This is a genomic window from Brevundimonas subvibrioides ATCC 15264 (genome assembly GCF_000144605.1).
In the GTDB taxonomy this organism is placed as follows: Bacteria; Pseudomonadota; Alphaproteobacteria; order Caulobacterales; family Caulobacteraceae; genus Brevundimonas; species Brevundimonas subvibrioides.
The window spans coordinates 1,396,759-1,420,354 of sequence record NC_014375.1 but is presented as its reverse complement, the minus strand read 5'-3'; the positions used below and the strand labels follow the sequence as shown (position 1 = coordinate 1,420,354).

The following is a 23,596-nucleotide window of genomic DNA, read 5'->3' as shown; positions in this document are numbered from 1 at the left end:
CCGCTCCATGTCCGATCCCGTCGTCATCGTCTCCTTCGCCCGCACGCCGATGGGCGGCTTCCAGGGCGCGCTGAGCGGCGTCAAGGCGACCGAGCTCGGGGCCACCGCGGTCAAGGCCGCCGTCGAACGGGCCGGTCTCGATCCGGCCAAGATCGAACAGATCTACATGGGCTGCGTCCTGCCCGCCGGTCTCGGCCAGGCGCCGGCGCGTCAGGCCGCCATCGGGGCCGGCCTCGGCCAGCACGTCGAGGCGACGACCGTCAACAAGATGTGCGGATCGGGCCTGCAGGCGGTGATGATGGCCTCCGACAGCCTCGCCGCCGGGTCCGCCGACATCATCGTCGCGGGCGGCATGGAGTCGATGACCGGTGCCCCCTACCTGATGACCAAGCATCGTGGCGGGGCCCGCATCGGCCACGATGTCATCGTCGACAGCATGTATATGGACGGGCTGGAGGACGCCTATACGCCCGGCAAGCTGATGGGCAATTTCGCCGAGGACTCGGCCCAGACCTATCAGTTCACGCGCGAGGCGCAGGACGCCTATGCCCTCGAAAGCCTCAGCCGCGCGCTGAAGGCGATCGAGTCCGGGGCCTTCGAGGCCGAGATCACCCCCGTCGAGGTCGCGGGCCGCAAGGGCACCGTGACGGTCAGCCAGGACGAACAGCCCGGCAAGGCCATGCCGGAGAAGATCCCGACCCTGAAACCTGCGTTCAGCAAGGACGGCACCATCACCGCCGCCAACGCCTCGTCCATCTCGGACGGCGCGGCCGCGCTCGTGATGACCCGCGAAAGCGTGGCCAGGGCGCTGAACCTGCCTGTGGTGGCCCGGATCGTCAGCCACGCCGCCCACGCCCATGAGCCGGGCCTGTTCACCACCGCGCCCGTTCCGGCGATGCAGAAGGCGCTGAAGAAGGCCGGCTGGAGCGTCGAGGACGTCGACCTGTGGGAGATCAACGAAGCCTTCGCCGTGGTCCCCATGATCGCGATGCAGGAGATGGGCATCGACCACGCGAAGCTGAACGTGAACGGCGGCGCCACGGCGCTCGGCCATCCGATCGGGGCCTCCGGCGCGCGCGTCCTGACGACCCTGATCGCGGCCCTGCAGGCCCGCGGCCAGTCGAAGGGCATGGCGTCGCTGTGCATCGGCGGTGGCGAAGCGGTCGCCCTCGCGGTCGAGCTCGCCTGACGCCATGACCCTGGATCGCCGCACCCTTCTGGGCGTCGCCGCCCTCGCCTCCGCAGCTCCGGCCCTGACACCGGTATCGGCGTCGGCTGCGGCCCAGATACCGGCCGTCGCTCCGCCCGATCCCACCGAGGTCGTCCAGCTGTGGCCCAACGGGGCACCGGGCGGCGAGAACGTCACCGTCACGGCGATCGTACCCGAACGCTCGACCGATCCCGCGTTCCACGACCGCTTCGCCCAGTACACGACGGACCCGATCCTGACGGTCATGCGGCCCGAGCGCCCCAACGGTGCCGCTCTGCTGCTGATCCCGGGCGGCGGCTACAGATGGGCCGTCGTGGACAAGGAGGGGATGGACGTGGCGCGGGTCTTCGCCGCTGCCGGGGTCACCTGTTTCGTGCTCCGCTATCGCCTGCCCGCCGACGGTTGGACCGCCGGTCCGGACGCGCCGCTGCAGGACGCGCAGCGGGCCCTGCGCCTGATCCGCGCCAACGCCGCCGACTACGGCATCGATCCTGACCGCATCGCCAGCCTGGGGGCCTCGGCCGGGGGCCATCTGGCGGGCCTGCTCGCCGCCCGGCGCGACGCGACCTATGCGCCGGTCGATGCCGCCGACGCCGCATCCTTCCGCCCCGACCTGAACGTCCTGCTCTACCCCGTCGCCACCATGGCCGACCCCTTCGTCCACGCCGGATCGCGCGAACAGCTGCTGGGGCCGACCCCGACCCCCGAACAGATCGCCGCCTGGTCGCTGGAGCGGATGGACTGGACCGGCGTCGGCCCGACCGTCCTGATCCACGCCATCGACGACCCGGCCGTCGTCGTCGAGAACAGCCTGAACCTGCTGGCGACCCTGCGGACCGCCCGCGTCACCAGCGAGGCGCATCTGTTCCAGGAAGGCGGACACGGTTTCGGCATCCGCCTGATCTCGGGCAGGCCGGCCGCCGTCTGGCCAGATCTGGTCCGGGCCTTCGGCGCGCGCAACGGCTGGCTCAGCGCCTAGGCACGGGCGGCTTCGGCGGCGGAAGCAACACCGGGCGACTGTCGACCCGCAGCAGACGGATCAGGGCCTCCCCTCCGGCGGTCAGAATGATCATCGGCTCTTCCTGCGAATGAGAATGGTTCGCAACATTGCGCCCGAGTCGCCGAGGTGGCAAGTCTCGTCCCGGCGGCTTCCAACAACGGATCACGAACCATGCGAAGCGACGGAAAACTCGACTACCTGGAGCTGCCGGCCACCGGCCTGCCGGAGACGAAGGCCTTCTACGAGGCCGCCTTCGGCTGGGTCTTCCAGGACTACGGCCCCAGCTACGCCGCCTTCGACGCGGGCCTCGACGGCGGCTTCGACGCCGACGCGGCGGACCGGACCAAGGCCCCCCTGCCCATCCTCTATGCCCACGACCTCGAGGCCATGCTGGCGAAGGTCGAGGCGGCGGGCGGCCGGATCATCAAGCCGGTCTATGCCTTCCCCGGCGGGCGGCGCTTCCACTTCGTCGACCCGTCCGGCAACGAACTCGCCGTCTGGTCCGAGAACGGATGAAGACCTGCGGCACCTGCGGCCTGTGCTGCAAGCTGATGGGCGTCACCGCGCTCGACAAGCCCGCGGGCCGCTGGTGCCGCCATTTCGGCAAGACGAGCGGGTGCGCCATCTATGACGACCGGCCTCAGGACTGCCGCGTGTTCAACTGCCTGTGGCTGCTGACGGAGGCCCTCGACGAGGCCTGGAAGCCCACGACCGCCGGATTCGTCCTGCACAGCGAGAACGGCGGCCAGCGCCTCATCGTCGAATGCGACGCTTCCCGCCCCCACGACTGGCGACGCGAGCCCTACGAGGCGCAACTCCGTCGATGGGCCGCCGCGCAGGATCAGGAAGTGCTGGTCTTCGCCGGAAAGCGGGGTCTCCGCCTCGGGACCACCGACACGGTCGTGCGCCGCGCCTGACGTCTAGCGCGCGTCCACGGACTGGCCGATCTGCTCGGCCAGCAGCCGGTCAGCACCGTCCAGGCTGGTGATCCAGACGTGGATCTCTGTCGGGGCCGCAGTGCGGGTGAACAGGTGCTCCAGCGCGACCCGGCGTCCCTCCTCGTTCGCCACGACCGAGGCCCGACCGCCCGCCTCGACCATCTCGCCCGAGTAGATCGGGAACTGCGACGCCGACCCGGCATAGACCATCACGAACGGCTGCCCGCCCCGCCGGATCGTATAGATATTGAAGTCCGGCCCGGGCCGGCCCGTGGTGATCGAGAACCCCGTCGGCAGGCTGACCGTGAACGGCAGGGCCGCGACGGCCCGGGCGTCCAGCGCGACCGGTGCAGGCGGCGGCGGCTCGACCGGCGCCACGACAGCCTCTCCGGTGGGCGCGGGCGCGGGGGCCGTGGTCGGGGTCGTGGTCGGGGTCGGGTTGGCGGGTCCCGGCGTGGGAGCGGGTCGAGGCGTCGCCGTCGTGCCCGAAGGCGCAGGGGCACGGACCGGCGCCGATGAGGTCGCCGGCGCGACCGGGGTCGTGCCGGACGAGACCACCGGGGCTGTCGCCGGTCGGGTCGTCGGTGTGGCGCTCGCGGATGTCGCCGGGGCGTTCGCGGGACGCGGCGCGGGCTGGGTCGCCGGCGCTGTGGGCCTCGGGGCGGACGTCGCGACCGGCGGCGCGCCGTTCAGCATCCGGGTCAGGTCGGTTCCGCCGGCGGCGGGCGCGGTCTGCTGGACGATCAGGGCGACGGCGGCGAGGATATGCAACATGGCCGCGATCATCGCGCCTCAGCCGCTGAACGGCAAGCTCCGCAGCACATAGGCGACCGCGGCCACGCTGACCGACCCGGCCAGGCAGAGCCCCACGAACCAGGCCAGTTTCTTCCACAGCGGCCCGGACGCCTCGTCGCCTTCGGGCGGGGGAACGGGATCAATGATGATAGCCGGCCTCCTCGTCGATCTTGCCGCGGAACACCCAGTAGACCCAGCCGGTATAGGCCAGGATCAGCGGCAGGATGGCCACCGTCCCCACCAGCATGAGGCCCAGCGCATTGTCCGGGGCCGCCGCCTGACGGAAGTCCAGCGCATAGGGCACCACATAGGGGGCGAACCCGACCGCCAGCCCCAGATAGCCCGACAGGAAGACCAGAATGGCCCCCACGAAGGGCCACCGGTGCGAGCCCCTGCGCGACATCACCCACACCAGCGCCAGCCCCGCCAGTCCCAGCAGGGGGATGGGCAGCAGTGGCATCAGGACCGAGGCATCGAGGGCGAACCCGTCTCCAAGGTCGAAACCCCAGCGCGCCGCGACCCGGGGATGGATCAGCAGGGTGGCGACACTCACCGCCACCAGCAGAACCGTCACCACGACCGACGAGATGCTGGTCCAGCGCTTGGCGTCCCCGTGCAGATTGTCCTTGGTCTTCATCATCAGCCAGGCCCCGCCCAGCAGGGCGTAGCCGGCCACCAGCCCCGCCGCGACCAGCAGCGTATAGGGCGTGAACCAGTCGAACGGCCCGCCGGCGAAGCGGTCCTCGCGCACCGTCACCCCCTGGATGAAACCGCCCAGCACCAGCCCCTGGGCCACGGCCGTCAGGATGGAGCCGCCGGAGAACATCTGGGTCCAGAATTTGCGCCCCCGGTTGCGGGCGCGGAAGCGGAACTCAAACGCCACCCCTCTCAGGATCAGCCCCGCCAGCATCAGCAGAATGGGCAGATACAGGGCCGGCATCAGCACCGAATAAGCCAGCGGGAAGGCGGCCAGCAGCCCCCCGCCCCCCAGCACCAGCCAGGTCTCATTGCCGTCCCAGACGGGGGCGATCGTGTTCATCATCACGTCCCGCTCTTCCTTCGACTTCGCGAAGGGAAACAGGATGCCGATGCCCAGATCGAAGCCGTCGAGCGTCACATACAGCAGCACGGCGACCGCGATCAGCCCGGCCCAGATCAGTTGCAGGTCGAGGGTCATGACACGGCTCCACGCAGGCCGCCGGGACCCGTATCGTCAGGCGTATCGTCGTCGGGCGATGTATCCTCCGGGGCCTGGGCCATGGGCGTTCCAGGCGGTCGCTGGCCACGCGGCGGCGGCTCCGCCTTCGCCGCGATCGGCCCTTCGGCCATCAGCCGCAGGATGAAGATGGCCCCGGCGGTGAAGACGATCGAATAGACGACGATATAGGCGATCAGGGAGGTGGCGACCTGGCTGGCGATGACGGGCGAGACCGCATCGCGTGTGCGCAGCACGCCATAGACCACCCACGGCTGGCGCCCGACCTCGGTCACCATCCAGCCCGCCAGCACGGCGATGAACCCCGATGGCCCCATGGCCACGGCGAACCGCAGAAACCACGGACTGTCGAAGATCCGCTTCCTCCAGATCAGCACCGCGCCCCAGAGGCCGAGGCCGATCATCAGGATCCCCAGCCCGACCATGATCCGGAAGCCGAAGAAGGGAATGAAGGGCGGCGGCTGATCCTCGCGCGCCCAGCTGTCCAGGCCCTTGATCACCTCATCCTTCGGCACGCCCTGGATCAGGTTGCCCACGCCGGGGATCGAGACCTCGAAATGGTTCTTCTGCGCCTCGCGGTCCGGGATGCCGAACAGGTGCAGGGGCTGGTCGGCCCGGGTCTCCCAATACCCCTCGATCGCGGCGGTCTTGGACGGCTGGTATTTGTGCGTGACCTCACCCGAGGCATGGCCGACGACCAGCTGCAGCGGGGCCAGAACCGCCAGCAGGCCCACGGCCATGACGAGGCTGATCCGGCTCTCGGTCCAGCCTTCGGTCTTCACGCCGGCGGCCCGTTCCTTGAGAAGCCGATAGGCCGAGGCCGCCCCGACCACGAGGCCCGTGGTGATGAAGGCCGCCAGCAGCATGTGGGCCAGCCGCGACGGCAGGCTGGGGTTGAAGATCACCGCCATATAGTCGACGGCCTCGAAGGTGCCGTCGGCCATGATCTTGAAGCCCTGGGGGGTCTGCATCCAGCTGTTGGCCGACAGGATCCAGAAGGCCGAGATGGTCGTGCCGACCGCGACCAGCACGGTCGATGCGAAGTGGAGTTTGGGCCCCACCTTCTTCCAGCCGAACAGCATGACGCCGAGGAATGAGGCTTCCAGGAAGAAGGCCGTCAGGACCTCATAGGCCAGCAGTGGGCCGATCACCCCGCCCGTCAGGCGGATGAACTCGGACCAGTTGGTGCCGAACTGGTAGCTGAGCACAACGCCCGAGACGACTCCCATGCCGAAGCTGAGCGCGAAGATCTTCACCCAGAACAGGTAAAGGGTCTTGAACGCCTCTCGCTTGGTCCAAAGCCACAGCCCCTCCAGAACAGCCAGAAAGGCCGCCAGCCCGATGGTGAAGGCCGGGAACAGGATGTGAAAAGCGATGGTGAAGGCGAACTGCAGGCGCGAGAGCAGCAGGGCGTCGAGGTCCACGGGCGTGTTCCTGGAATGACTGAGGCCACATGCGGTGCGCCAATGTCTTGGCCATGTCCACCCGCAGAACCCCCGCGCGACCCTGCGCCGCAGTATTTCACTGGGTGATGATTTTACGCGTCAGGCCGCGGGCAGCTCGATCCAGAAGGTCGAACCCTCTCCGAGATTGGACACGACGCCGATGGAGCCGCCTTGCAGTTCGACCAGACGTTTCGCCAGCGCCAGACCGATGCCGTGCCCCTCGACCGACGAGCGTTCCAGCCCCAGCCGGTTGAACGGCTCGAACAGTTGCGCCTGCTTTTCCGGGGTCAGACCCGGCCCGCGGTCCACGACCTCGATCCGGACGCCGTCGTAGATCCGCCGGGCCCGTAGAACGAGGCTGCCCCCGGCCCCGGCATACTTCACCGCATTGGTCGCCAGGTTGTCGATCACCTGCGCCAGGCGCTGCGAGTCCGCGATGGCGATCAGACCATCGCCCTCGCAGACAACGCTGACCGAGAGGGCCCGCGCCTCGGGCCTCAGAACGGTTGCCGCGCGGATATCTTCGAGAATGCCCGGGACGTCGGTCGGGCGCAGCTCCACCTTCACAGCTCCGGATTCGGCGCGGGCCACGTCCAGGAGATCGTGCGACAGCGCCTCGACCTGACGCGCGGTCTTCACCAGCATGACGGCCATCTCGGCCTGGGTTGGCGTCACGGGCCCCAGCTGTCCACTGGACCACAGGTCGCCGATGCCGATGACCCCGCCGATCGGACTCTTGATCTCGTGCGCCACGTTGGCGAGCAGACGCGACTTGGCGGCGGAGGCGCGCTCGGCCCTCAGTTGCCCGGCCTTGGCCCGCTCGGACAGACGGTCGCGTTCCTCCAGCAGGGAGGCGACCAGGACGATGGGCACGTAACCGAACAGGATCGTCAACTGGACCAGCAGGGCGCGCTCACCGATGTCGCTCGGGTCCCCCGCGGCAGGACCGGCTCCGATCAGCAACGAGGCCACGGCCGCGACCGCCACCAGCATCAGGGCGGCCGTGACCCCCGGAACTCTGAGGCGCGCAGCGATCAGGATCAGGACCGGAATCACCGCGAACACCAGCGGCAGATCGACGACGAAATAGACGACGGCGCAGACGCCCGCCAACAGGGCGAACAGGCCGACCGTCTCGGCCGCTCGCAGGGGCCGCAGCATGGCCGCCAGCTGCCGCTGCTCGTACGCCAGAATGAACGGAGCGATGACCGCCAGCCCCAGGGCATGGCCGAACCACCACGTCTGGAAGCTCATCAGGAATGAGGCGTCCCGGACCAGCCAGAGCATCACGGCCGACATCAGCCCGGCGGGAATGGGCGCAAGGCCCGCCACGCAGAACAGGAAGCGTGAGGCTCCGTTCACGGTCGCGAGGTTCAGGGTGGGTGCGAACCGCCGGGCCAGCAGCACAGCCACCACGATCTCGATCATGTTGGCCAGGGTGAACCAGAGGGCCAGCGTCGGGGTATTGCCCGCCAGAAACTCGCCGGCCAGCACGCCCAGCGCGATCAGGCCTCCGAAGCTCAGGTCGAAGCCGAGGCCCCGGCCGCTCCGCAGCCACACGCCGACGGCCAGCCCGTTCGCCGCCCACAGCGCGGCGACCAGTCCCGCGGTCCGCGCCGTCGTGATCGCCACGATCACCAGAACCGCGACGCCCAGCACGGTCAGCATCGGGGCCAGCGGCTGCGTAAACAGGCTGGCGGCGGTGGTCACGACCGGGCGCGCGGGCGCAATCTGTGCCTCAGCGTAGTCCAGATCGGTCGCGCCGAGGGCGCGGACATGGGGCATGGGTCGAACGCTCTGGCGAAAACACGAGCGTTCCTTCAACCACGAGCTTCCTAATATCCCCTGAAGTCAGTCGCCTGTGGCCATGATCGCAGCGAAACGACGAACCGCCGCGGCTTCGCCCTCGGCGTACCCCCAGACCCCGGCGCTGACCGCCAGGAAATCTGCCCCCGCCGTGACGAGGGTCGCCGCATTTTCGACGGTGATCCCGCCGATCGCGACGGACGGGATTTCCATGACCTCCTGCCAGATGGTCAGGATCTCCGGATCGGGACGATGTTCGGTCGTCTTGGTCGTGGTCGGAAAGAAGGCACCGAAGGCCACATAGTCGGCCCCCGCTTCCGCCGCTTCCATCGCCAGGTGACGACTGTCATGACAGGTCGCCCCGATCATCGCGGACTTGCCCATGATCCGGCGCGCCGAGGCCACCGACGCGTCGGATTGGCCCACGTGCACCCCGTCGCAGCCCAGCGCCGCAGCCAGGTCCGGGCGATCGTTCAGGATGACGGCGACGTCGCGCCGCTGGGCCAGCGGCGCCAGGCGTTGGACCGCTGCGGTGATCGTCGCCTCGTCTGCCGGCTTCAGCCGGATCTGGAGGGCGGCGACGGGCCCGGCGTCCAGTGCGCGTTCCAGACGGCCCGCGAAGACGTCCAGATCGTCGATGACAGGCGGTGTGATCAGATAGAGCTGGCAGCGGGGCGGGATCATGCCGCGCAGGTGCGTCAACGCGGCGCGATGGTCAACACCGAAGGCTCTTGCGAACGCGTTGCAATCGCCGTGCCGGCTGCTATAGAGAACCAATCGCAACTGGTCGACAGGATCGCCTGCCTTGTACGTCTGCAACTGCAATGGTCTTCGCCAACGGGACGTCGCCCGCGCCATCGAAGCCGGCGCCACGCGGCCTGCCGATGTGTTCCAGCGCAACCAATGCGCAGCGCAATGTGCTAAGTGCGTCTGCGAGATGCGCCAGATGATTCAGGACAGCCGGGACACCTTCGCTCTCGCCGCCGAATAGTCCGGTCCGAACACGAAGGAAGACAGCCATGAAGGGCGATCCCGCGATCATCCGCAGCCTCAATGCGGTGCTGACCAACGAACTGACGGCCGTGAACCAGTATTTCCTGCATGCCCGCATGTTCGAAAGCTGGGGCCTGAAACACATGGGCCAGATCATCTACGACGAATCGATCGGCGAGATGAAACACGCCGACAAGCTGATCAAGCGCGTCCTCTTCCTCGACGGCCTGCCCAACATGCAGGACCTGCACAAGCTCAAGATCGGCGAGAACGCCATCGAGTGCCTCGGTGCCGACCTGCAACTGGAGCTCGGCGGGCGCGACACCCTGCTGGCCGCCGTCGCCCAGGCCGAGCAGCTGTCCGACTACGTCAGCCGCCAGATCTTCATGGAAATCCTGTCGGACACCGAGGAACACATCGATTTCCTCGAAGCCCAGTTCAAGCTGATCGAACAACTGGGTGAGCAGAACTACCTGCAGTCCGCCATGACCGAGATCGCTCCGGACAAGTCCGCCACCGGCGGCTGAGCCTAGAGCACCTCGCGCCGCGTCAGGTGGACGACCGCGGCGACGAGCACGATCACACCCACGCCGCCTCCCAGCGCCAGCGCGGTGTTCACGCGCCAGGCCTCGGTCGCCAGCATGTTGACCGGCATCTGCCAGGGAAAGAACACGCCCTGCTTCGCTGCCGTCGCCACGACCGAAAAGAAGGTCCCGCCGATCCCCACGGCCAGGGCCGGCACGAAGCTGGAGAAACGGATCGCGATCCAGAACTGGATGGCAATCATCAGGATGGCGGCCAGCAGGACCTTCGCCAGCAGGATTGCCTGCGCACCGAGATCCAGTACGCCGGTCGGCGTCAGAACCGGCTTGATCGCCGCCGCAAGGGATACCGCGCCCCAGGTCAGCAGGAGGTTGAGCAGGCTCATCGCCGCGACGACGCCCAGCACGCAGATCGCCTTGGCCGCATAGAGCTTCCAGCGCGCGACCGGCAGGGCCCTCAGATGATCCCAGGCGCGCGGGCCATGCTCCATGTGGGCGACGAGGGCCGTCAGCGCCGTCACGCTCATCGGCAGCATGAAGAAGGCCCAGATGCCCGTCGCCCCCTGGGTATACATCTCCCAGTGTTGGGCTTCCTCGCTCCGCAGCATGTTGAAGAAGACGAAGATCGCGATCAGCGTCGGGGCCGCCAGAGCCAGCAGCAGGGCCAGCGAGCGGTTGAGCTTGCGCAGTTCGACGGCAAGAAAGGCCAGCATCAGACGGTCTCCGGTTCGCGCGCCGACGGCGACGCGGTGACGGTGCGATAGATCCCCTCCAGGGACGGGCTGCGGGCTCCGATGGCGAAGACCTGCACGCCCGCATCGACCAGGTCCCGGTTCAGGGCGGCCGTTGCGGCATCATGGTCCGCACCGGGACGCAGTCGCGCGACCAGACCTGCGGCGTCGCGGGTCAGCGTCAGGTCGTGGCGACGCAGGACCAGCCCGGCCCGCTCCGCATCGTCGACGCGCAGGCCGATCTCAGGAGCCAGTTCCGCCTTCAGCGCTGCAAGGTCGCCTTCCAGCACCAGCCGGCCCTCGTGGACGATGCCGATATGGGTGGCCGTCTGCTCGATCTCGCCCAGCAGGTGGCTGGACAGCAGCACCGTCGCCCCCGTCCGCTCGGGCAGGGTCTTCAGGAAGCGGCGCATGTCGGCGATGCCGTCGGGGTCCAGCCCGTTGGTCGGCTCATCCAGAACCAGGACCGGCGGATTGCCCAGCATGGCGCGGGCCAGCCCCAGCCTTTGCCGCATGCCCAGCGAATAGTCCGCGACGCGCCGCCGAGCGTTTCCGGTCAGGTCGACGACCTCCAGGACCCTGTCGATCTCGGTCGCGGCCAGGCCCATGAGCCCGCGGGTCAGGTCCAGGTTCTCGCGCCCGGTCAGGTTCGCGTAGAAGCCGTGCGCCTCCAGCAGCGAGCCGACCTTTCGCGCCGCGCCGATCCTGTCGCGTCCCACGTCGATCCCGCAAATGCGTGCGTATCCGGCGCTCGGGGTCAGCAGGCCGAGCAGCATCTTCAGCGTGGTGGTCTTGCCCGCGCCATTGCGCCCGAGAAAGCCGTAGACGGCTTTCTCCGGTACCGTCATCGACACCGCGTCGACGGCCAGATGCCGGCCGAACCGGCGCGTCAGCCCCTGTGTCTCGATCGCCGCGCCCATCGGCCAACCCCTGCCCGTTTAACTCTTACATAAACTTGCGAACCGTCGGCGTTTAAGTCAAGATTAAAGATCAGACAGGAAGTCGCCCGCATGCCCACCGACGATCTCGCCCGCTTTCGACGCCTGTGCGGACAGTTCCGCTGGCTGGCCGTGTTCATGGTCTGCAGCGTTTCCGCCATCATGGTCCTGATGTTCGTCGTCGCGCCGGCCGTGACGCTGTCGCGTGCGGCTTCACCGGCGGACGTCGGCCTGATCGACCTCGTGGAAAAAGCGATCTGGGCCACGCCGACGCTGTTTTATCTCTACGCCGTCTGGGCCATCGGATCGGCCATGGGGAAGGTGTCGAAAGGCCGTCTGATCCAGCCGACGCTGGCCCGGGCGCTGCGCCAAGTCGGGATCGCCCTGGGGCTGGGAGGCCTGCTCAGCGTCTTCGGCATCACCAATATCTCGCGTCTGATCGGCGGCAGTCAGGGCAGCTTCGCCTATTTCGACGTGGCGGGCATGACGCTGGGCATGATCGGGGGTGCCCTGTTCCTTCTGGGCCGGGTGATGGACCGGGCCGCCGACATCCAGGCCGAGCTGGACGAGATGATCTGATGCCGGTGCGCGTCACCCTGGATCGTCTGATCGTGGCCCGCGGCCTGAAGGCCCGCGATCTCGCGGCCGAGATCGGACTCAGCGAGACCCAGCTTTCGCTGTTTCGATCCGGCAAGGTGAAGGGGATCCGGTTCTCGACCCTGGCCCGGATGTGCGCCGTGCTGGGCTGCCGGCCCGCGGACCTGCTGGACTACGACGCCGATCCCGCCGACATGATCCGCCCCGACGACGAGACCCTCTGAGGCGGAACCCGGCCGTCGCCCGGCCATTCCGCTTCCTGCTGAAGGAGCGTGGCCATGACCGACATCGACGAAACCCTGGACGACGTGCGCGAAGCCGCCGTCGAATTTCTCAACGCCGGTGAGCGCAGCCCCGGTCATGTGGCGCTCGGCGTCGCCGTCACCGTCGGGTTCGCCCTGCTCGCAACGGCGCTGGCAACGGGCTCCATCAGCCCGCGTCGGCGCACCGTGGCCCAGGCGCGCGAAGGTGCCGCCCCCACAACCGAGCGGCCTCGCGGTGCGTTCAGCCTCGTGCTGCCGGCCGTGTTTTCGGCGACCACCCTGTCGGCCGTGCGGGTCTGGAACGCGCCGGCCCGTCCGGAACGGACCAGCGCCATGATCCTGTGGGCCGGAGCCCAGGCGATCAATGCCATCTGGATCGCGATGCGACCCGCGAGCCGTGGCATGCAGATCGCAGCGGCCATGACCTCCGCCGGTCTGGCGGCCGCCTTCGCGCACGAAGCCCGCAAGCTGGATCCCGGGGCCGGGAAGCTGGCGTCGCCGACCGGGTCGGGGGTCCGCTTCGGCAACCTGCTGGACCGCAAGGCGGCCGAGGTCCGTCAGCCGACCGTTCACTGAGGCGCATCAGGCGCAGTCCCCCTTCGGAAGCCATGGCAGCCCGGCCTTGCCCTCGGCTTGCCCTCGCGAGCGGCTTCCTCTAGGGATCGCGCCCGATTTCGCGCGCCCGTCACGGGACCGGCAGCGCCCCTCCAGACAGTGATCCCAATGGCGAAAATCAACGGCAACACCATCAAGCCCGGCATGGTGCTCGAACACAACAAGGGCCTCTGGGTCGTCACCAAGGCCAGCCACGTCAAGCCCGGCAAGGGCGGCGCCTTCGCCAACGTCGAGGCCAAGAACCTCGAGACCGGCAACAAGCTGAACGAACGCTTCCGCTCGGAAGACAAGGTCGAACGCGTGACCCTCGAGCAGAAGGAGTTCTCCTACCTGTACGAGCAGGGCGACGCGCTGGTGTTCATGGACGACGCCACCTACGAGCAGACCGAACTTCAGAAGGACTGGGTCGGCGAAGACCGGGTCGCCTATCTGCAGGACGGCATGAAGGTCGTCATCGAAATGCACGAGGACCGTCCTATCGGTCTGACCCTGCCGGAACAGGTCACGCTCGAAGTCGTGGAGACGGAGCCGACCGTGAAGGGCCAGACGGCCTCGTCGTCCTACAAGCCCGCAAAGGCCAACAATGGTGTCCGCATCATGATCCCGCCCTATATGGGCGTGGGCGAGCGCATCGTCGTCGACACCACGACCGGCGAATACGTTCGTCGCGCCGAATAGGCGAGACTGACCCAGAGACCGGAGGCGCAATCCTGCGCCTCCATGACCTTCTCCGACTGTCCGGGCCCCTCTAGCCAGATTGGGTGCCTTCCAAGGACCTTCGGACCAGGAGATCCCCATGGCGCTCGCCTCTGCCCTCGTTTCCGTCATCATCGACGCGGTCCGCAAGACCGCCCGACCCATGCTGCGCGACTTCGGCGAGGTGGCCCATCTGCAGGTCTCCCGGAAAGGCCCCGGCGACTTCGTCACCGCCGCCGACATCAAGGCCGAGGACACCCTCTACGAACTGCTGATGAAGGCCCGCCCCGGCTACGGCTTCCTGGGCGAGGAGCGCGGCATGATCGAGGGGACGGACAAGTCCCACACCTGGATCGTCGACCCGATCGACGGCACGACCAACTTCATGCACGCCATGCCGCATTTCGCCATCACGGTGGGGCTGCAGCGCTATGCGCCCGACGGCTCGTCCGAGATCGTCGCCGGCGTCACCTACAATCCGATCATGAACGAGCTGTTCTGGGCCGAGAAGGGCAAGGGCTGCTACCTGAACGACACCCGCATCCGGGTCGCCGGACGACGTGACCTGTCCGAAAGCCTGATCGCCACCGGCCTGCCCTTCATCGGCAAGTCGGGCCACGCCCAGTCGATCAAGGACATTCACGCGATCGGCCAGCGCGTCGCCGGCATCCGTCGCCTCGGCTCGGCCGCGCTCGATTTCGCCTGGGTCGCCTGCGGTCGCTACGACGCCTACTACGAGCGCAACCTGAAGCCCTGGGACGTGGCGGCAGGGATCCTGTTCGTCACCGAGGCGGGCGGGATCGTCACCACCATCGACCCGGACGGCGACCCCAAGACCGGCGCGTCGATCCTGGCGTCAAACCCGGAACTGCACCCGCAGCTGAGCAAGGTGCTGCGCGGCTAGGTTTCACCGCGGCGTCACGGGCCTCCCCTACCCTTGACGTATGATCAGGTTCATCCTCGCGGCCGTGATGGTCACCGCTTTTCCCGCCGCCGCCCCGGCTCCGCCTCACCCGCTGGTGATCGCCCATCGCGGGGCTTCGGGCGAGCGGCCCGAGCACACCCGCGCGGCGTATGCGCTGGCCATCGACCAGGGTGCCGATTTCATCGAACCGGATCTGGTGATGTCGCGGGACGGGGCGCTGATCGTCCGGCACGAGAACGAGATTTCCGGCACGACGAACGTCGCCGACCATCCGGAATTCGCGGACCGGCGCACCACCCGAACCATCGACGGGGTCGCGACCACCGGCTGGTTCACCGAAGATTTCACCCTGGCGGAGTTGCGGACCCTGCGCGCCCGCGAACGCCTTCCGACGCTCCGCCCGGGCAACGCCGCTTTCGCTGATGAAACGATCCTGACGTTTCAGGAGGTCATCGACATCGCCCGGGCAGGCTCGGCCCGGACCGGCCGGGTGATCGGTGTCGCGCCGGAGCTGAAGCACCCGACCTATTTCGCGGAAATCGACCTTCCGATGGTTGCGCCCTTCGTCGAGATCCTGCGCACGAACGGGCTGACGACCGCCGACAGCCCCATCATCATCCAGTGTTTCGAGGTCACAACCCTGCGCGCGCTCGACCGTCTGATCGAGGCCCCGTTGGCCCAGTTGATGTCGCTGTCCGGGGGCCCCGCCGATCTGCCTGGCCAAACCTATGCCGGAATGGTCACGCCAGAGGGTCTGACCGAACTGGCGACCTACGCGGACTGGGCGGCGGTGGAGACCGGCCTCGTCATCCCGCGCACCGCAGCGGGCGCATCGTCCGCGCCGACCCCATTCATCGCAGCGGCGCACAAGGCGGGCCTCAAGGTCGTCGTCTGGACCTTCCGCGCCGAAGACGTCTTCGTGCCGAGTGACTATCGCGGCGACTTGTCCGGCTGGATCCGCCGCTTCTACGGTCTCGGCGTCGACGCAGTATTCAGCGACTTCCCGGATGTGGCGGTCGCGGCCAGATCCTAGCGACCGGCGACCAGCCGGACCTGGATTGTCTCACCGGTCACGGCCCGCGCCGTCCAGCGGGTGCCCACCCCTCCCCTGACGATCGGTGTGCAGAACGACCTCGGCACGGGAATCGGTCGACGCTGTCCGAAACAGACCTGGCCGTCCCGGACGCTCCACCGGCCGCTGCTGCGTCCGCCCCGCCGGCCCTGCCCTTCATACCGGCCGTCCGGCAGAAGCCATGTCCGTGCGGTGCGCCCATCCGGGTAGGTCGACACCAGGGTGTTGCCGAAGGCGGGCGTGAGGTCCGTCGCATCCGGCGAGGACTGGGACAGGACAGCGACCAGAAGGAGGGTGGAGAGCATGGAACCGAAACCGCTCCGCGCCCGAACGGTTCACCCCTCGCGAAACTGCAGCTCCGCCAGCCCGGCATACAGACCGCCCTTGGCCACCAGTTCGTGGTGGGTGCCGGTCTCGACGACGGCCCCGTCCTCCATCACCACGATCCGGTCGGCGCGCAGCACCGTTGCCAGCCGGTGGGCGATGACCAGGGTGGTCCGGGTCTCCATCGCCTGATCCAGCGCCGCCTGGACCAGGCGTTCGTTCTCGGCGTCGAGCGCGCTGGTCGCCTCGTCCAGCAGCAGGATGGGCGCGTCGCGGACCAGGGCCCGGGCGATGGCCAGACGCTGGCGCTGACCGCCCGACAGGCTCTTGCCGCGCTCGCCCAGCGCCGTACCGAAGCCTTCGGGCAGGGCCTCGATGAAGCCCAGGGCCTGGGCCTCCTCGGCGGCGTGGCGGACCTCGGCCTCGGTGGCCGCCTCGCGTCCGAACCGGATGTTCTCCAGCGCCGAGCCGGAGAAAAGGGGTGCCTCCTGCGACACCCAGGCGAAACGGTCCCGCACCGCGACCGGATCGGCGTTGCGGACGTCGACGCCATCGACGCTGACCGCGCCCTCCTGAGGATCGTAGAAGCGAAGCAGCAGGCGGAAGACCGTCGACTTGCCGGCACCCGATGGGCCGACCAGGGCCACGGTCTCGCCCGGCCGCACCGTCAGGTCGAAGCCCTTCAGGGCCGGCAGGTCGGGGCGTCCCGGATAGGCGAAGCGCACGCCCGCCATGGCGACCCGGCCCTCGGCCGGGCTCGGAAGGGCCACCGGATGGGCCGGCGCGGCGATCGATGGCATAGCGCGCATCAGTTCGTCGATCCGCTCCATGGCCCCCGAGGCCTTCTGGACGTCGCCCCAGCTTTCGCCGAGCGCGCCAACGGCTCCGGCGGTGAAGACCGATAGTAACACAAACTGCAACAGTGCCCCCGGCGTCATGACGCCCCGGGCCACGTCCTGGGCACCCAGCCACAGCACGAAGGTCACGCCGCCGAAGACCACCACGATGATGACCGCCGTCATCCACGCCCGCGCCTTCATGCGGACGAGAGAGACGCCGAACGCCTCCTCGACCACACCCCCGAACCGGTCGATCGCGCTCCGGACGCGACCGAACGCCTGCACCGTCTCGATGGCATCCACGCTTTCGCCGGCAAACCCGACGGCGTTGGCGAAACGGTCCTGCGACCGCACGGTCAGTTTGCGGACGCTGCGCCCGAAGATGAAGATCGGCGCGATCAGGATCGGCGCGGTCAGAAGCACGAGGCCGGTCAGCTTGGGGCTGACGATGAACAGCAGTGCGACGCCGCCGAGCAGGGTCAGGAAGTTGCGCAGGGCGAACGACACCGAGGTCGTCAGCAGGGTCTCCACCAGAGCGATGTCGGTGGTCAGGCGGCTGAGGACTTCGCCCGTGCGCATTTTGGCGAAGAAGGAGGGATCCAGCGTCAGGATGCGGTCGAACAGGGCCTTGCGAAGGTCCGCGACCACCCGCTCGCCCGTCTTGGTCACGTAGAAATAGCGGACGGCCGTGGCGACGCCCAGAAGGACGGCGTTCAGCCCCAGGATCAGGAACCAGCGATTGATGTCCTGGCCCCCGTTCTCGAAGCCGTGGTCGATCGCGCCGCGCGCCGTTCCCGTCAGGGCCAGGGACGCGGCCGTCGATCCCAGCAGCCAGAACATGGCGAACAGGGCATTCAGGCGGTGCCGGATCAGATACGGCCAAAGGCGCAACAGCGGCCGGATATTGCGGCCCTTGGCCCGTCGGCCGCCCGCCTCGCCCATCTGTTCGACCAGAAGCGCACCCGCGCCTGGACGCCCCGCCGCCTCCGCCTGTCCTGTCATGGAATCACGGATCGGCGCGGCACTGTCTGTCATGGTGCGCGCCTCTTGCCCCCAAAGCCCCCCCGGTGTAAACGCCGCCGCTCATTCCCGCCGGGCGTTCTGGCGGGATTTGTCATTTTCACGCACCGACGGTCGGCATCGTCAACGCGTTCAGGACACCGGAAGACGACCATGAAAGCGGATACGCACCCCGACTACCACTTCATCACCGTCACCCTGACGGACGGCTCGACCTACCAGACCCGGTCGACCTACGGCAAAGAGGGCGATACGCTGAACCTGGACATCGATCCTTCCACGCACCCGGCCTGGACCGGCGGCAACCAGCAGATGCTGGACCGCGGCGGCCGCGTTTCGCGCTTCAACAACAAGTTCGGCGGCTTCATCAAGAAGTAGGTCCGACTGCGACCCCTACGACACGAAGAGCGCCGGTTTCTCGACCGGCGCTTTTTGTTTGGGCGGAACGTCGATAACATGTTGCCGTTCGACACCGGGGCGTGGACGCCGGGTTCAACGCGGCGTCGAACACAGAGCGACACGACTTATGAATCGACGTGAATTGACCCTCGGCGTGGCCGCAGCGGCGGTAGCCGGCGCAGCCTCGGCCCAGACCGTCCCGGCACAACTCGCCCAGGCCAATGCGGTCAACAGCCCCTATTATGCCGCCTACAACGACCAGATCGGGCGGCTGCCGCAGGGCGTGCAGGCCGACGTGCGGGCGTTCTACGAGCTCAACGGCTGGCGTCCGGTGTGGAACGCCGACCGGCTGCGCAAGCTGAACGATGCCTCCAACCGCGCCGAGCGCCACGGTCTGGCCCGGTCGGACTTCTTCGACTTCGTCGGCCTGGCCGCCGATCCGGACAGCGCCGACGTCCGCACCACGGGTGCCGCCATGGGCTATGCCAAGGTTCTGGCCAACGGCCGGGTGCGCCCGGAGTCGGTCGAAGAGCTGTGGGAGATGCAGAAGAACGTCGTCGACCTGCCCGGCGGGCTGAACGACGCCATGGTGCAGAACAAGGTCGTCGAATGGTTCGAAGGCCTGGCCCCCACCGACATCGGCTACAGCAACCTGTCGGCCGGCTACGTCCGCTATCGGCGGATCATCCGCAACGGTGGCTGGCCGCGGTTCCGCGCGGGTGCGTCGATCGAACCGGGCAGCAGCGACACGCGCGTGCCCATCATCATCACGCGCTTGGTGGCCGAAGGCGACATGTCGGAGGCGGACGGCGCGCGTCTGACCGCCCAGGGACTGGTCTATGGCCCCGAACTGGAGACCGCCGTCCGCAGCTTCCAGGCCCGTCACGGCCTGGCCCCCGACGGCCGCATCGGCGCGGGAACCCAGAGTTCGCTGGGCGCTTCGGCCGAGGATCGGGCCCGTCAGATCGCCCTGAACCTGGAACGTCGTCGCTGGCTGAAGCGCGAGCTGTCGCCCGAGCGGATCGAGGTCAACACGGCCGCTGCCATCATGGTCTACTGGAAGGATGGGCGGCCCGTTCACTCCAACCGCGTGGTGTGCGGTGCCCCGGCGACCCAGACCCCCAGCCTGGAAAAACCCTTCGCTTCGGTCGTCGCCAACCCGCCCTGGTATGTGCCCGCCGGCATCGCCCGGCGCGAGATACTGCCGCGCGGCCCCGCCTATCTGGCCAGCCAGAACATGTACGTTCAGAACGGCACGGTCATCCAGCGCGCCGGCCCGACGGCCGCGCTCGGCTACGTCAAGTTCGAGCTGCGCGACAGCTACGCCATCTTCCTGCACGACACCCCGTCCAAGGCGGCCTTCAACCTGTCGACCCGCCAGCGCTCGCACGGCTGCGTGCGCGTCCAGAACGCCGTCGAATTCGCGCGCATCCTGCTGTCGCCCGATCCCACCCTGCTGTCACAGTTCGACACGGCCCAGCAGACGCGCGAGACCAAGCGCATCCAGACGGGCCGCGAGATCAGCGTGCGCCTGCTGTACTGGACTGCATTCGTGGACGGTCAGGGACGCGTGGCCTTCCGTGAGGACATCTATCGTCGCGACCAGGTTCTGGCCGAGGCCCTCGGCATCGCCGTCAGCCTGCCGACCGTCGTCGATGACGGGGCCCGCGTGGCCAATGACGTCGGGCCGTAGAGCGTGATCGCTTTCGGCGGACCCACGGCGTGGGTCTGCCGAAAGCGCCCATCAGGCTTCGGAGGTCAGACCCGGAACGCGGCTTCCAGCATCCCCATCTGGCTCAGCACCGGGTTGGTATCGGACTCGGCGGGGGTATCCAGATACATCCGGCGATCGAGATACAGCACGCGGTCGTGCAGTTTCTCGGCCCGGACCAGATATTCGACCAGGGCGATCGGGATTTCGGGGTGCGTGGGGTCGGTCTCGACCTTGCGCTCGTTCAGGCGATAGCGCGCGTCGCACGCCGCCTCGGGCGTCATGTCGTCCTCGCGCACAGCCCTCTGAACCAGAAGCCAGGAGGCGATCTGCATCAGGCGGGTGGTCAGCTTCATGCTCTCGCCGGCGTAGGCCAGGGCGGCCGACCGGGACAGCAGCTTGGATTCGCGTCGCCCGTCTCCATCCAGATAGGCGGCGGTCTCCTCGACCAGATCCATGCCTTCCTGAAAGGTGCGCTCGAACAGTTCGGAGCGCGCGAAATCGCGCACCTCGCCCGACCGGGACCGCACCGCCGACTGTTGCTCGTCGCTCGCCATCAACTCAACCATACTCATGAAAACGACCGGCGTCCGCTGTTTCGTCGGGCCGTATCGGCACCGCACCCGGCTCGCCTGCAACGGCCATGCCACGGATCGGGCGCAGACGAAACGACATCAGGATCCGAAGTTGAACAGGGCGTCGGCGGCCGACTTCTTGGCGTTCTTGCCGGCGATGGCCGCCTTGGCGCGGTCGATCTCGCCCGTCAGGGCCTCGATCCGCTCGTTCAGTTCCTGGACGGAATAGAGGTCGAGGTCCTCCCGACCCAGCGCCGTCAGCATCGCCCCGCGTTGCGGCCGGGGGTCGAGATCTTCGAAACTCACCGTCGCCTCCTTGGCCATCGCCTGAAATCGCCCCATTTGAGCGCCCGGACACGGACGATTGCAAGACGGGACGCAACGACATGAAGGTGATCGAGATCGAGGGCGGCTCCGGCCCCGCCGACGCCCTGCGGATCGGCGAGCGAACCGATCCCCGGGCGGGCCCGGGCGAAATCCGCATCCGGGTGCGTGCCGCCGGGGTGAACCGGCCGGATCTGCTGCAGCGGATCGGTGCCTATCCGCCGCCCCCCGGAGCCTCAGACATCCTGGGCCTGGAGGTCGCGGGCGAGATCGACCAGATCGGCGAGGGGGTCTCGCGCTGGAGCGTCGGCGATCGGGTCTGCGCGCTGCTGGGTGGCGGAGGCTATGCCGAATACGCCGTGGTCGATGCGCGCCACGCCTTGCCCCTCCCCGACGATCTGGACTTCGTCCAGGCCGCCGCCTTGCCCGAGACGCTGTTCACGGTCTTCGCCAATGTATTCGAGGGCGGCCGGCTCTCCGCCGGCGAGACCCTGCTGATCCACGGCGCGACGTCCGGCATCGGGGTCATGGCCATCCAGATGGCCAAGGCGGCCGGGGCGCGCGTAATCGCCACCTCACGGGGAGCCGCCAAGGCCAAGGCCGCACTCGCCTTGGGGGCCGATGTCAGCCTCGATGCCACGGACGGAGATCTGGCCAGGGGGATCGCCGATGCGGGCGGCGCCGACGTCATTCTGGACATGGTAGGGGCCGCCTACGCCGGGCTGAACCTCGACGCGCTGAAGCCCTTCGGCCGCTGGGTCGTGATCGCAACCCTCACGGGCGGCCTGTCCCAGGTCGAGCTCGGCAAGGTCATGATGAAACAGGCGACCCTGACGGGGTCGACGCTGCGTCGCAGACCCGCTGACGAAAAGGCGCGTCTCGCGGCCGCCGTCGAGGCCCGCGCCTGGCCTTGGGTCGTCTCGGGACAGGTTCGACCGCCGATCGACGCCACCTTCCCGCTGGATGAGGCCGGACCCGCCCACCTCAGGCTTGAGGCGGGCGAGCACGTCGGCAAGATCATCCTGACTGTCTGAACCCTACCAGCGGTTTCCGCCGCGCACCGGGCGCATTGAGGAGATCCGGTCGTTCAACCCGCTGCTGTTCAGATTGCGGATGTTGCCTTCGATGATCTGGCAATAGCCGCGGAAGCCGGAATCCGAACAGACCTCCCAGGGACCATTGACCTGGATCGAACTGATCTGGTCGTTGAAGTCGGTATTGCCCAGATTGTACTGCTCGCCGCGGAACGTCTGGAAGGCACCGCGATAGTCGCGGTCGGCGAAGACCGTGATGCTGTTGCGGCCGCCGTTGTTGCCGCCGTTCCAGCCTCCGCCGTTGTTGCCGCCATTCCAGCTGCCGCCATTGTTGCCGCCATTGTTGCCGCCATTCCAGCCGCCACCGTTGTTGCCACCGTTCCACCCGCCGCCGTTGTTCCCGCCGCCGCCGCCGTTATTCTCGAAGCGACCGCGAATGTCGCCGCAGGACAGCAGACCATCCATGTTCGCGATGTCGCTGGACGAACAGGGCGCCAGCTCGATGGACGTGGATCGCGACCGGCTGCGGGTGTCGAGGCAGTCCGCATAGAGACGACCCTGGTTCACATAGGCGCCCGAGCAGGTCTCGGCGTAGCTACCGCGTGGTGCCCCCCGCGACTGGGCTTCTGCGGAATGCGGAACCGACATCAGTCCGCCCGTCGCCAGAACGGCACCGGCGGCGATGAACGCGATCGTCTTCATGGGTCTTCCTCCTCCAAGGTGGATGCCGAATGCATCCGATATGCCAGTGTTCCCCACGCTGGATGAACCGTTGCTGTATGCCACAACAGGACGTCGTTTTCTTTTCGCGCGAAACGGCCTATATCGCGAACATCAAGCGCCCGGTCGAAAGGCCGGGCGCCGTCGTATCCAGAGCCCGGCGACTGTGCCTGGGCCGCAGCCTATCCGGGACCAAGCCCATGACCGACATCCTGATGCCCAAGGCGACCGCCGTCTGGCTGGTGGACAACACCTCCCTGACGTTCGAGCAGATCGCCGACTTCTGTGGCCTGCATCCGCTGGAAGTGCGCGGCATCGCCGACGGTGATGTGGCCCGCGACATCCGTGGCGTCGATCCGATCACGGGCGGACAGCTGACGCGCGAGGAACTGGACAAGGCCCAGGCCAACGAGACCTATCGCATGACGGCGATCGTCAGCCGCCACGCCGAACTGCTGAAGACCCACAAGCCCGCTCCGAAATACACCCCGGTCTCGCGCCGTCAGGACCGCCCGGACGCCATCAGCTGGTTCGTCAAGAACCACCCCGAGGTCACGGATGCCCAGATCGCCAAGCTCCTCGGCACCACGAAGTCGACGATCGACAGCGTGCGCAACCGCACCCACTGGAACAGCCCCAACATCAAGCCGGTCGATCCGGTGACTCTGGGCCTCGTCGGTCAGCTGGTGCTCGACGATCTGATCTCCAAGGCGGCCGACAAGAAAAACCGCGACGACGCCAAGAAGGGCGGCCCGGCCCTCGAGCCCATCGCCAGCGAGCCGGTCGAGCCGGAATTCGTGCCCGAGGAACGCGAACGCCGCACGGCCGAACCGACCGCGGCTTCCGTGTTCGGCAACCGCGAATAGGA

28 protein-coding genes are annotated in these 23,596 nt (G+C 68.0%); 16 read left to right on the top strand and 12 right to left on the bottom strand.

Annotated elements, in window-relative coordinates; all coding sequences use genetic code 11:
* The first annotated feature begins 7 nt into the window (after nt 1-7).
* From BRESU_RS07090 to BRESU_RS07075, 4 genes are all read left to right on the top strand, one after another.
* Nucleotides 8-1,189: a thiolase family protein gene (locus BRESU_RS07090; RefSeq protein WP_013268854.1), complete on the top strand. Its 1,182-nt coding sequence runs from the start codon at nt 8-10 to the stop codon at nt 1,187-1,189.
* A gap of 4 nt (nt 1,190-1,193) precedes the next feature.
* Nucleotides 1,194-2,189, top strand: coding sequence for an alpha/beta hydrolase (locus BRESU_RS07085; protein WP_013268853.1), 996 nt, complete (start codon nt 1,194-1,196; stop codon nt 2,187-2,189).
* A gap of 192 nt (nt 2,190-2,381) precedes the next feature.
* Nucleotides 2,382-2,726 carry a VOC family protein gene (locus tag BRESU_RS07080; RefSeq protein ID WP_013268851.1) on the top strand — a complete coding sequence of 115 codons (345 nt, stop codon included), beginning with the start codon at nt 2,382-2,384 and terminating at the stop codon, nt 2,724-2,726.
* Nucleotides 2,723-3,127 carry a YkgJ family cysteine cluster protein gene (locus BRESU_RS07075; protein WP_013268850.1) on the top strand — a complete coding sequence of 135 codons (405 nt, stop codon included), beginning with the start codon at nt 2,723-2,725 and terminating at the stop codon, nt 3,125-3,127. Before BRESU_RS07080 ends, BRESU_RS07075 begins: the two co-directional genes overlap by 4 nt.
* Before the next feature lie 3 nt (nt 3,128-3,130).
* Here the strand turns inward: BRESU_RS07075 and BRESU_RS17365 are convergent, their stop codons facing one another.
* From BRESU_RS17365 to thiE, 5 genes are all read right to left on the bottom strand, one after another.
* Nucleotides 3,131-3,922: a hypothetical protein gene (locus BRESU_RS17365; RefSeq protein WP_156796127.1), complete on the bottom strand. Its 792-nt coding sequence runs from the start codon at nt 3,920-3,922 to the stop codon at nt 3,131-3,133.
* A 160-nt stretch (nt 3,923-4,082) separates the two neighbouring features.
* Complete coding sequence (gene cydB, locus BRESU_RS07060; RefSeq protein WP_013268848.1) at nt 4,083-5,120, bottom strand: cytochrome d ubiquinol oxidase subunit II; 1,038 nt, start codon at nt 5,118-5,120, stop codon at nt 4,083-4,085.
* Nucleotides 5,117-6,583: a cytochrome ubiquinol oxidase subunit I gene (locus tag BRESU_RS07055; RefSeq protein WP_013268847.1), complete on the bottom strand. Its 1,467-nt coding sequence runs from the start codon at nt 6,581-6,583 to the stop codon at nt 5,117-5,119. The genes cydB and BRESU_RS07055 overlap by 4 nt, the downstream gene beginning before the upstream one ends.
* A gap of 120 nt (nt 6,584-6,703) precedes the next feature.
* Nucleotides 6,704-8,389 (bottom strand): sensor histidine kinase, encoded by a 1,686-nt coding sequence (locus BRESU_RS07050; RefSeq protein WP_013268846.1) that lies wholly within the window; start codon nt 8,387-8,389, stop codon nt 6,704-6,706.
* A 66-nt stretch (nt 8,390-8,455) separates the two neighbouring features.
* On the bottom strand, nt 8,456-9,094 hold the full coding sequence (gene thiE / locus BRESU_RS07045) for a thiamine phosphate synthase (RefSeq protein ID WP_013268845.1): 639 nt from the start codon (nt 9,092-9,094) through the stop codon (nt 8,456-8,458).
* Nucleotides 9,095-9,215: 121 nt separating this feature from the next.
* Between thiE and BRESU_RS17130 the strand changes: the two genes are divergently transcribed.
* The gene (locus tag BRESU_RS17130; protein WP_013268844.1) at nt 9,216-9,401 is read left to right on the top strand and encodes a (2Fe-2S)-binding protein; all 186 of its coding nucleotides are present in this window, start codon (nt 9,216-9,218) and stop codon (nt 9,399-9,401) included.
* A 28-nt stretch (nt 9,402-9,429) separates the two neighbouring features.
* Complete coding sequence (gene bfr / locus BRESU_RS07040) at nt 9,430-9,930, top strand: bacterioferritin (RefSeq protein ID WP_013268843.1); 501 nt, start codon at nt 9,430-9,432, stop codon at nt 9,928-9,930.
* 2 nt (nt 9,931-9,932) lie between these two features.
* Here the strand turns inward: bfr and BRESU_RS07035 are convergent, their stop codons facing one another.
* Both BRESU_RS07035 and BRESU_RS07030 read right to left on the bottom strand, forming a co-directional pair.
* Nucleotides 9,933-10,658 (bottom strand): ABC transporter permease, encoded by a 726-nt coding sequence (locus BRESU_RS07035; protein ID WP_013268842.1) that lies wholly within the window; start codon nt 10,656-10,658, stop codon nt 9,933-9,935.
* On the bottom strand, nt 10,658-11,596 hold the full coding sequence (locus BRESU_RS07030; protein WP_013268841.1) for an ABC transporter ATP-binding protein: 939 nt from the start codon (nt 11,594-11,596) through the stop codon (nt 10,658-10,660). The genes BRESU_RS07035 and BRESU_RS07030 overlap by 1 nt, the downstream gene beginning before the upstream one ends.
* A 90-nt stretch (nt 11,597-11,686) precedes the next feature.
* Between BRESU_RS07030 and BRESU_RS07025 the strand changes: the two genes are divergently transcribed.
* The 6 genes from BRESU_RS07025 to BRESU_RS07000 all read left to right on the top strand — a co-directional run bounded on the left by BRESU_RS07025 (nt 11,687) and on the right by BRESU_RS07000 (nt 15,743).
* Nucleotides 11,687-12,193, top strand: coding sequence for a DUF2975 domain-containing protein (locus BRESU_RS07025; protein WP_013268840.1), 507 nt, complete (start codon nt 11,687-11,689; stop codon nt 12,191-12,193).
* Nucleotides 12,193-12,435, top strand: a complete 243-nt coding sequence (locus tag BRESU_RS07020; RefSeq protein ID WP_013268839.1) for a helix-turn-helix domain-containing protein — start codon at nt 12,193-12,195, stop codon at nt 12,433-12,435. Before BRESU_RS07025 ends, BRESU_RS07020 begins: the two co-directional genes overlap by 1 nt.
* A 54-nt stretch (nt 12,436-12,489) precedes the next feature.
* Nucleotides 12,490-13,050, top strand: a complete 561-nt coding sequence (locus tag BRESU_RS07015; protein ID WP_013268838.1) for a tryptophan-rich sensory protein — start codon at nt 12,490-12,492, stop codon at nt 13,048-13,050.
* 147 nt (nt 13,051-13,197) lie between these two features.
* Complete coding sequence (gene efp / locus BRESU_RS07010; RefSeq protein WP_013268837.1) at nt 13,198-13,767, top strand: elongation factor P; 570 nt, start codon at nt 13,198-13,200, stop codon at nt 13,765-13,767.
* A 118-nt stretch (nt 13,768-13,885) separates the two neighbouring features.
* Nucleotides 13,886-14,689, top strand: a complete 804-nt coding sequence (locus tag BRESU_RS07005; protein WP_013268836.1) for an inositol monophosphatase family protein — start codon at nt 13,886-13,888, stop codon at nt 14,687-14,689.
* 40 nt (nt 14,690-14,729) lie between these two features.
* The gene (locus BRESU_RS07000) at nt 14,730-15,743 is read left to right on the top strand and encodes a glycerophosphodiester phosphodiesterase (RefSeq protein WP_013268835.1); all 1,014 of its coding nucleotides are present in this window, start codon (nt 14,730-14,732) and stop codon (nt 15,741-15,743) included.
* Here the strand turns inward: BRESU_RS07000 and BRESU_RS06995 are convergent.
* Nucleotides 15,740-16,087 carry a hypothetical protein gene (locus tag BRESU_RS06995; protein WP_013268834.1) on the bottom strand — a complete coding sequence of 116 codons (348 nt, stop codon included), beginning with the start codon at nt 16,085-16,087 and terminating at the stop codon, nt 15,740-15,742. The genes BRESU_RS07000 and BRESU_RS06995 overlap by 4 nt on opposite strands.
* Nucleotides 16,088-16,117: 30 nt before the next feature.
* Nucleotides 16,118-17,980, bottom strand: coding sequence for an ABC transporter transmembrane domain-containing protein (locus BRESU_RS06990; RefSeq protein WP_013268833.1), 1,863 nt, complete (start codon nt 17,978-17,980; stop codon nt 16,118-16,120).
* Between the two features lie 138 nt (nt 17,981-18,118).
* Here BRESU_RS06990 and rpmE point away from each other — a divergent pair, with 138 nt between their 5' ends.
* Together rpmE and BRESU_RS06980 are read left to right on the top strand one after the other, a co-directional pair.
* Nucleotides 18,119-18,343, top strand: a complete 225-nt coding sequence (gene rpmE / locus BRESU_RS06985; protein WP_013268832.1) for a 50S ribosomal protein L31 — start codon at nt 18,119-18,121, stop codon at nt 18,341-18,343.
* Nucleotides 18,344-18,491: 148 nt separating this feature from the next.
* Nucleotides 18,492-20,057 carry a L,D-transpeptidase family protein gene (locus tag BRESU_RS06980; protein ID WP_013268831.1) on the top strand — a complete coding sequence of 522 codons (1,566 nt, stop codon included), beginning with the start codon at nt 18,492-18,494 and terminating at the stop codon, nt 20,055-20,057.
* A gap of 65 nt (nt 20,058-20,122) precedes the next feature.
* Here BRESU_RS06980 and rcdA read toward each other — a convergent pair whose 3' ends face one another.
* Nucleotides 20,123-20,650 (bottom strand): protease adaptor protein RcdA, encoded by a 528-nt coding sequence (gene rcdA / locus BRESU_RS06975; RefSeq protein WP_013268830.1) that lies wholly within the window; start codon nt 20,648-20,650, stop codon nt 20,123-20,125.
* 99 nt (nt 20,651-20,749) lie between these two features.
* Complete coding sequence (locus tag BRESU_RS06970; RefSeq protein WP_342611026.1) at nt 20,750-20,956, bottom strand: DUF1192 domain-containing protein; 207 nt, start codon at nt 20,954-20,956, stop codon at nt 20,750-20,752.
* A gap of 80 nt (nt 20,957-21,036) precedes the next feature.
* Between BRESU_RS06970 and BRESU_RS06965 the strand changes: the two genes are divergently transcribed.
* Nucleotides 21,037-22,008, top strand: a complete 972-nt coding sequence (locus BRESU_RS06965; RefSeq protein WP_013268828.1) for an NAD(P)H-quinone oxidoreductase — start codon at nt 21,037-21,039, stop codon at nt 22,006-22,008.
* 3 nt (nt 22,009-22,011) lie between these two features.
* On the opposite strand, the gene BRESU_RS06960 is transcribed toward BRESU_RS06965, so the two are convergent.
* Nucleotides 22,012-22,710: a beta/gamma crystallin-related protein gene (locus tag BRESU_RS06960; RefSeq protein WP_013268827.1), complete on the bottom strand. Its 699-nt coding sequence runs from the start codon at nt 22,708-22,710 to the stop codon at nt 22,012-22,014.
* Nucleotides 22,711-22,928: 218 nt separating this feature from the next.
* On the opposite strand from BRESU_RS06960, the gene BRESU_RS06955 reads away from it, so the two are divergent.
* Entirely contained in the window at nt 22,929-23,594 is a 666-nt protein-coding gene (locus tag BRESU_RS06955) for a DUF1013 domain-containing protein (RefSeq protein ID WP_013268826.1), read from the top strand.
* The last annotated feature ends 2 nt before the right edge of the window (nt 23,595-23,596 follow it).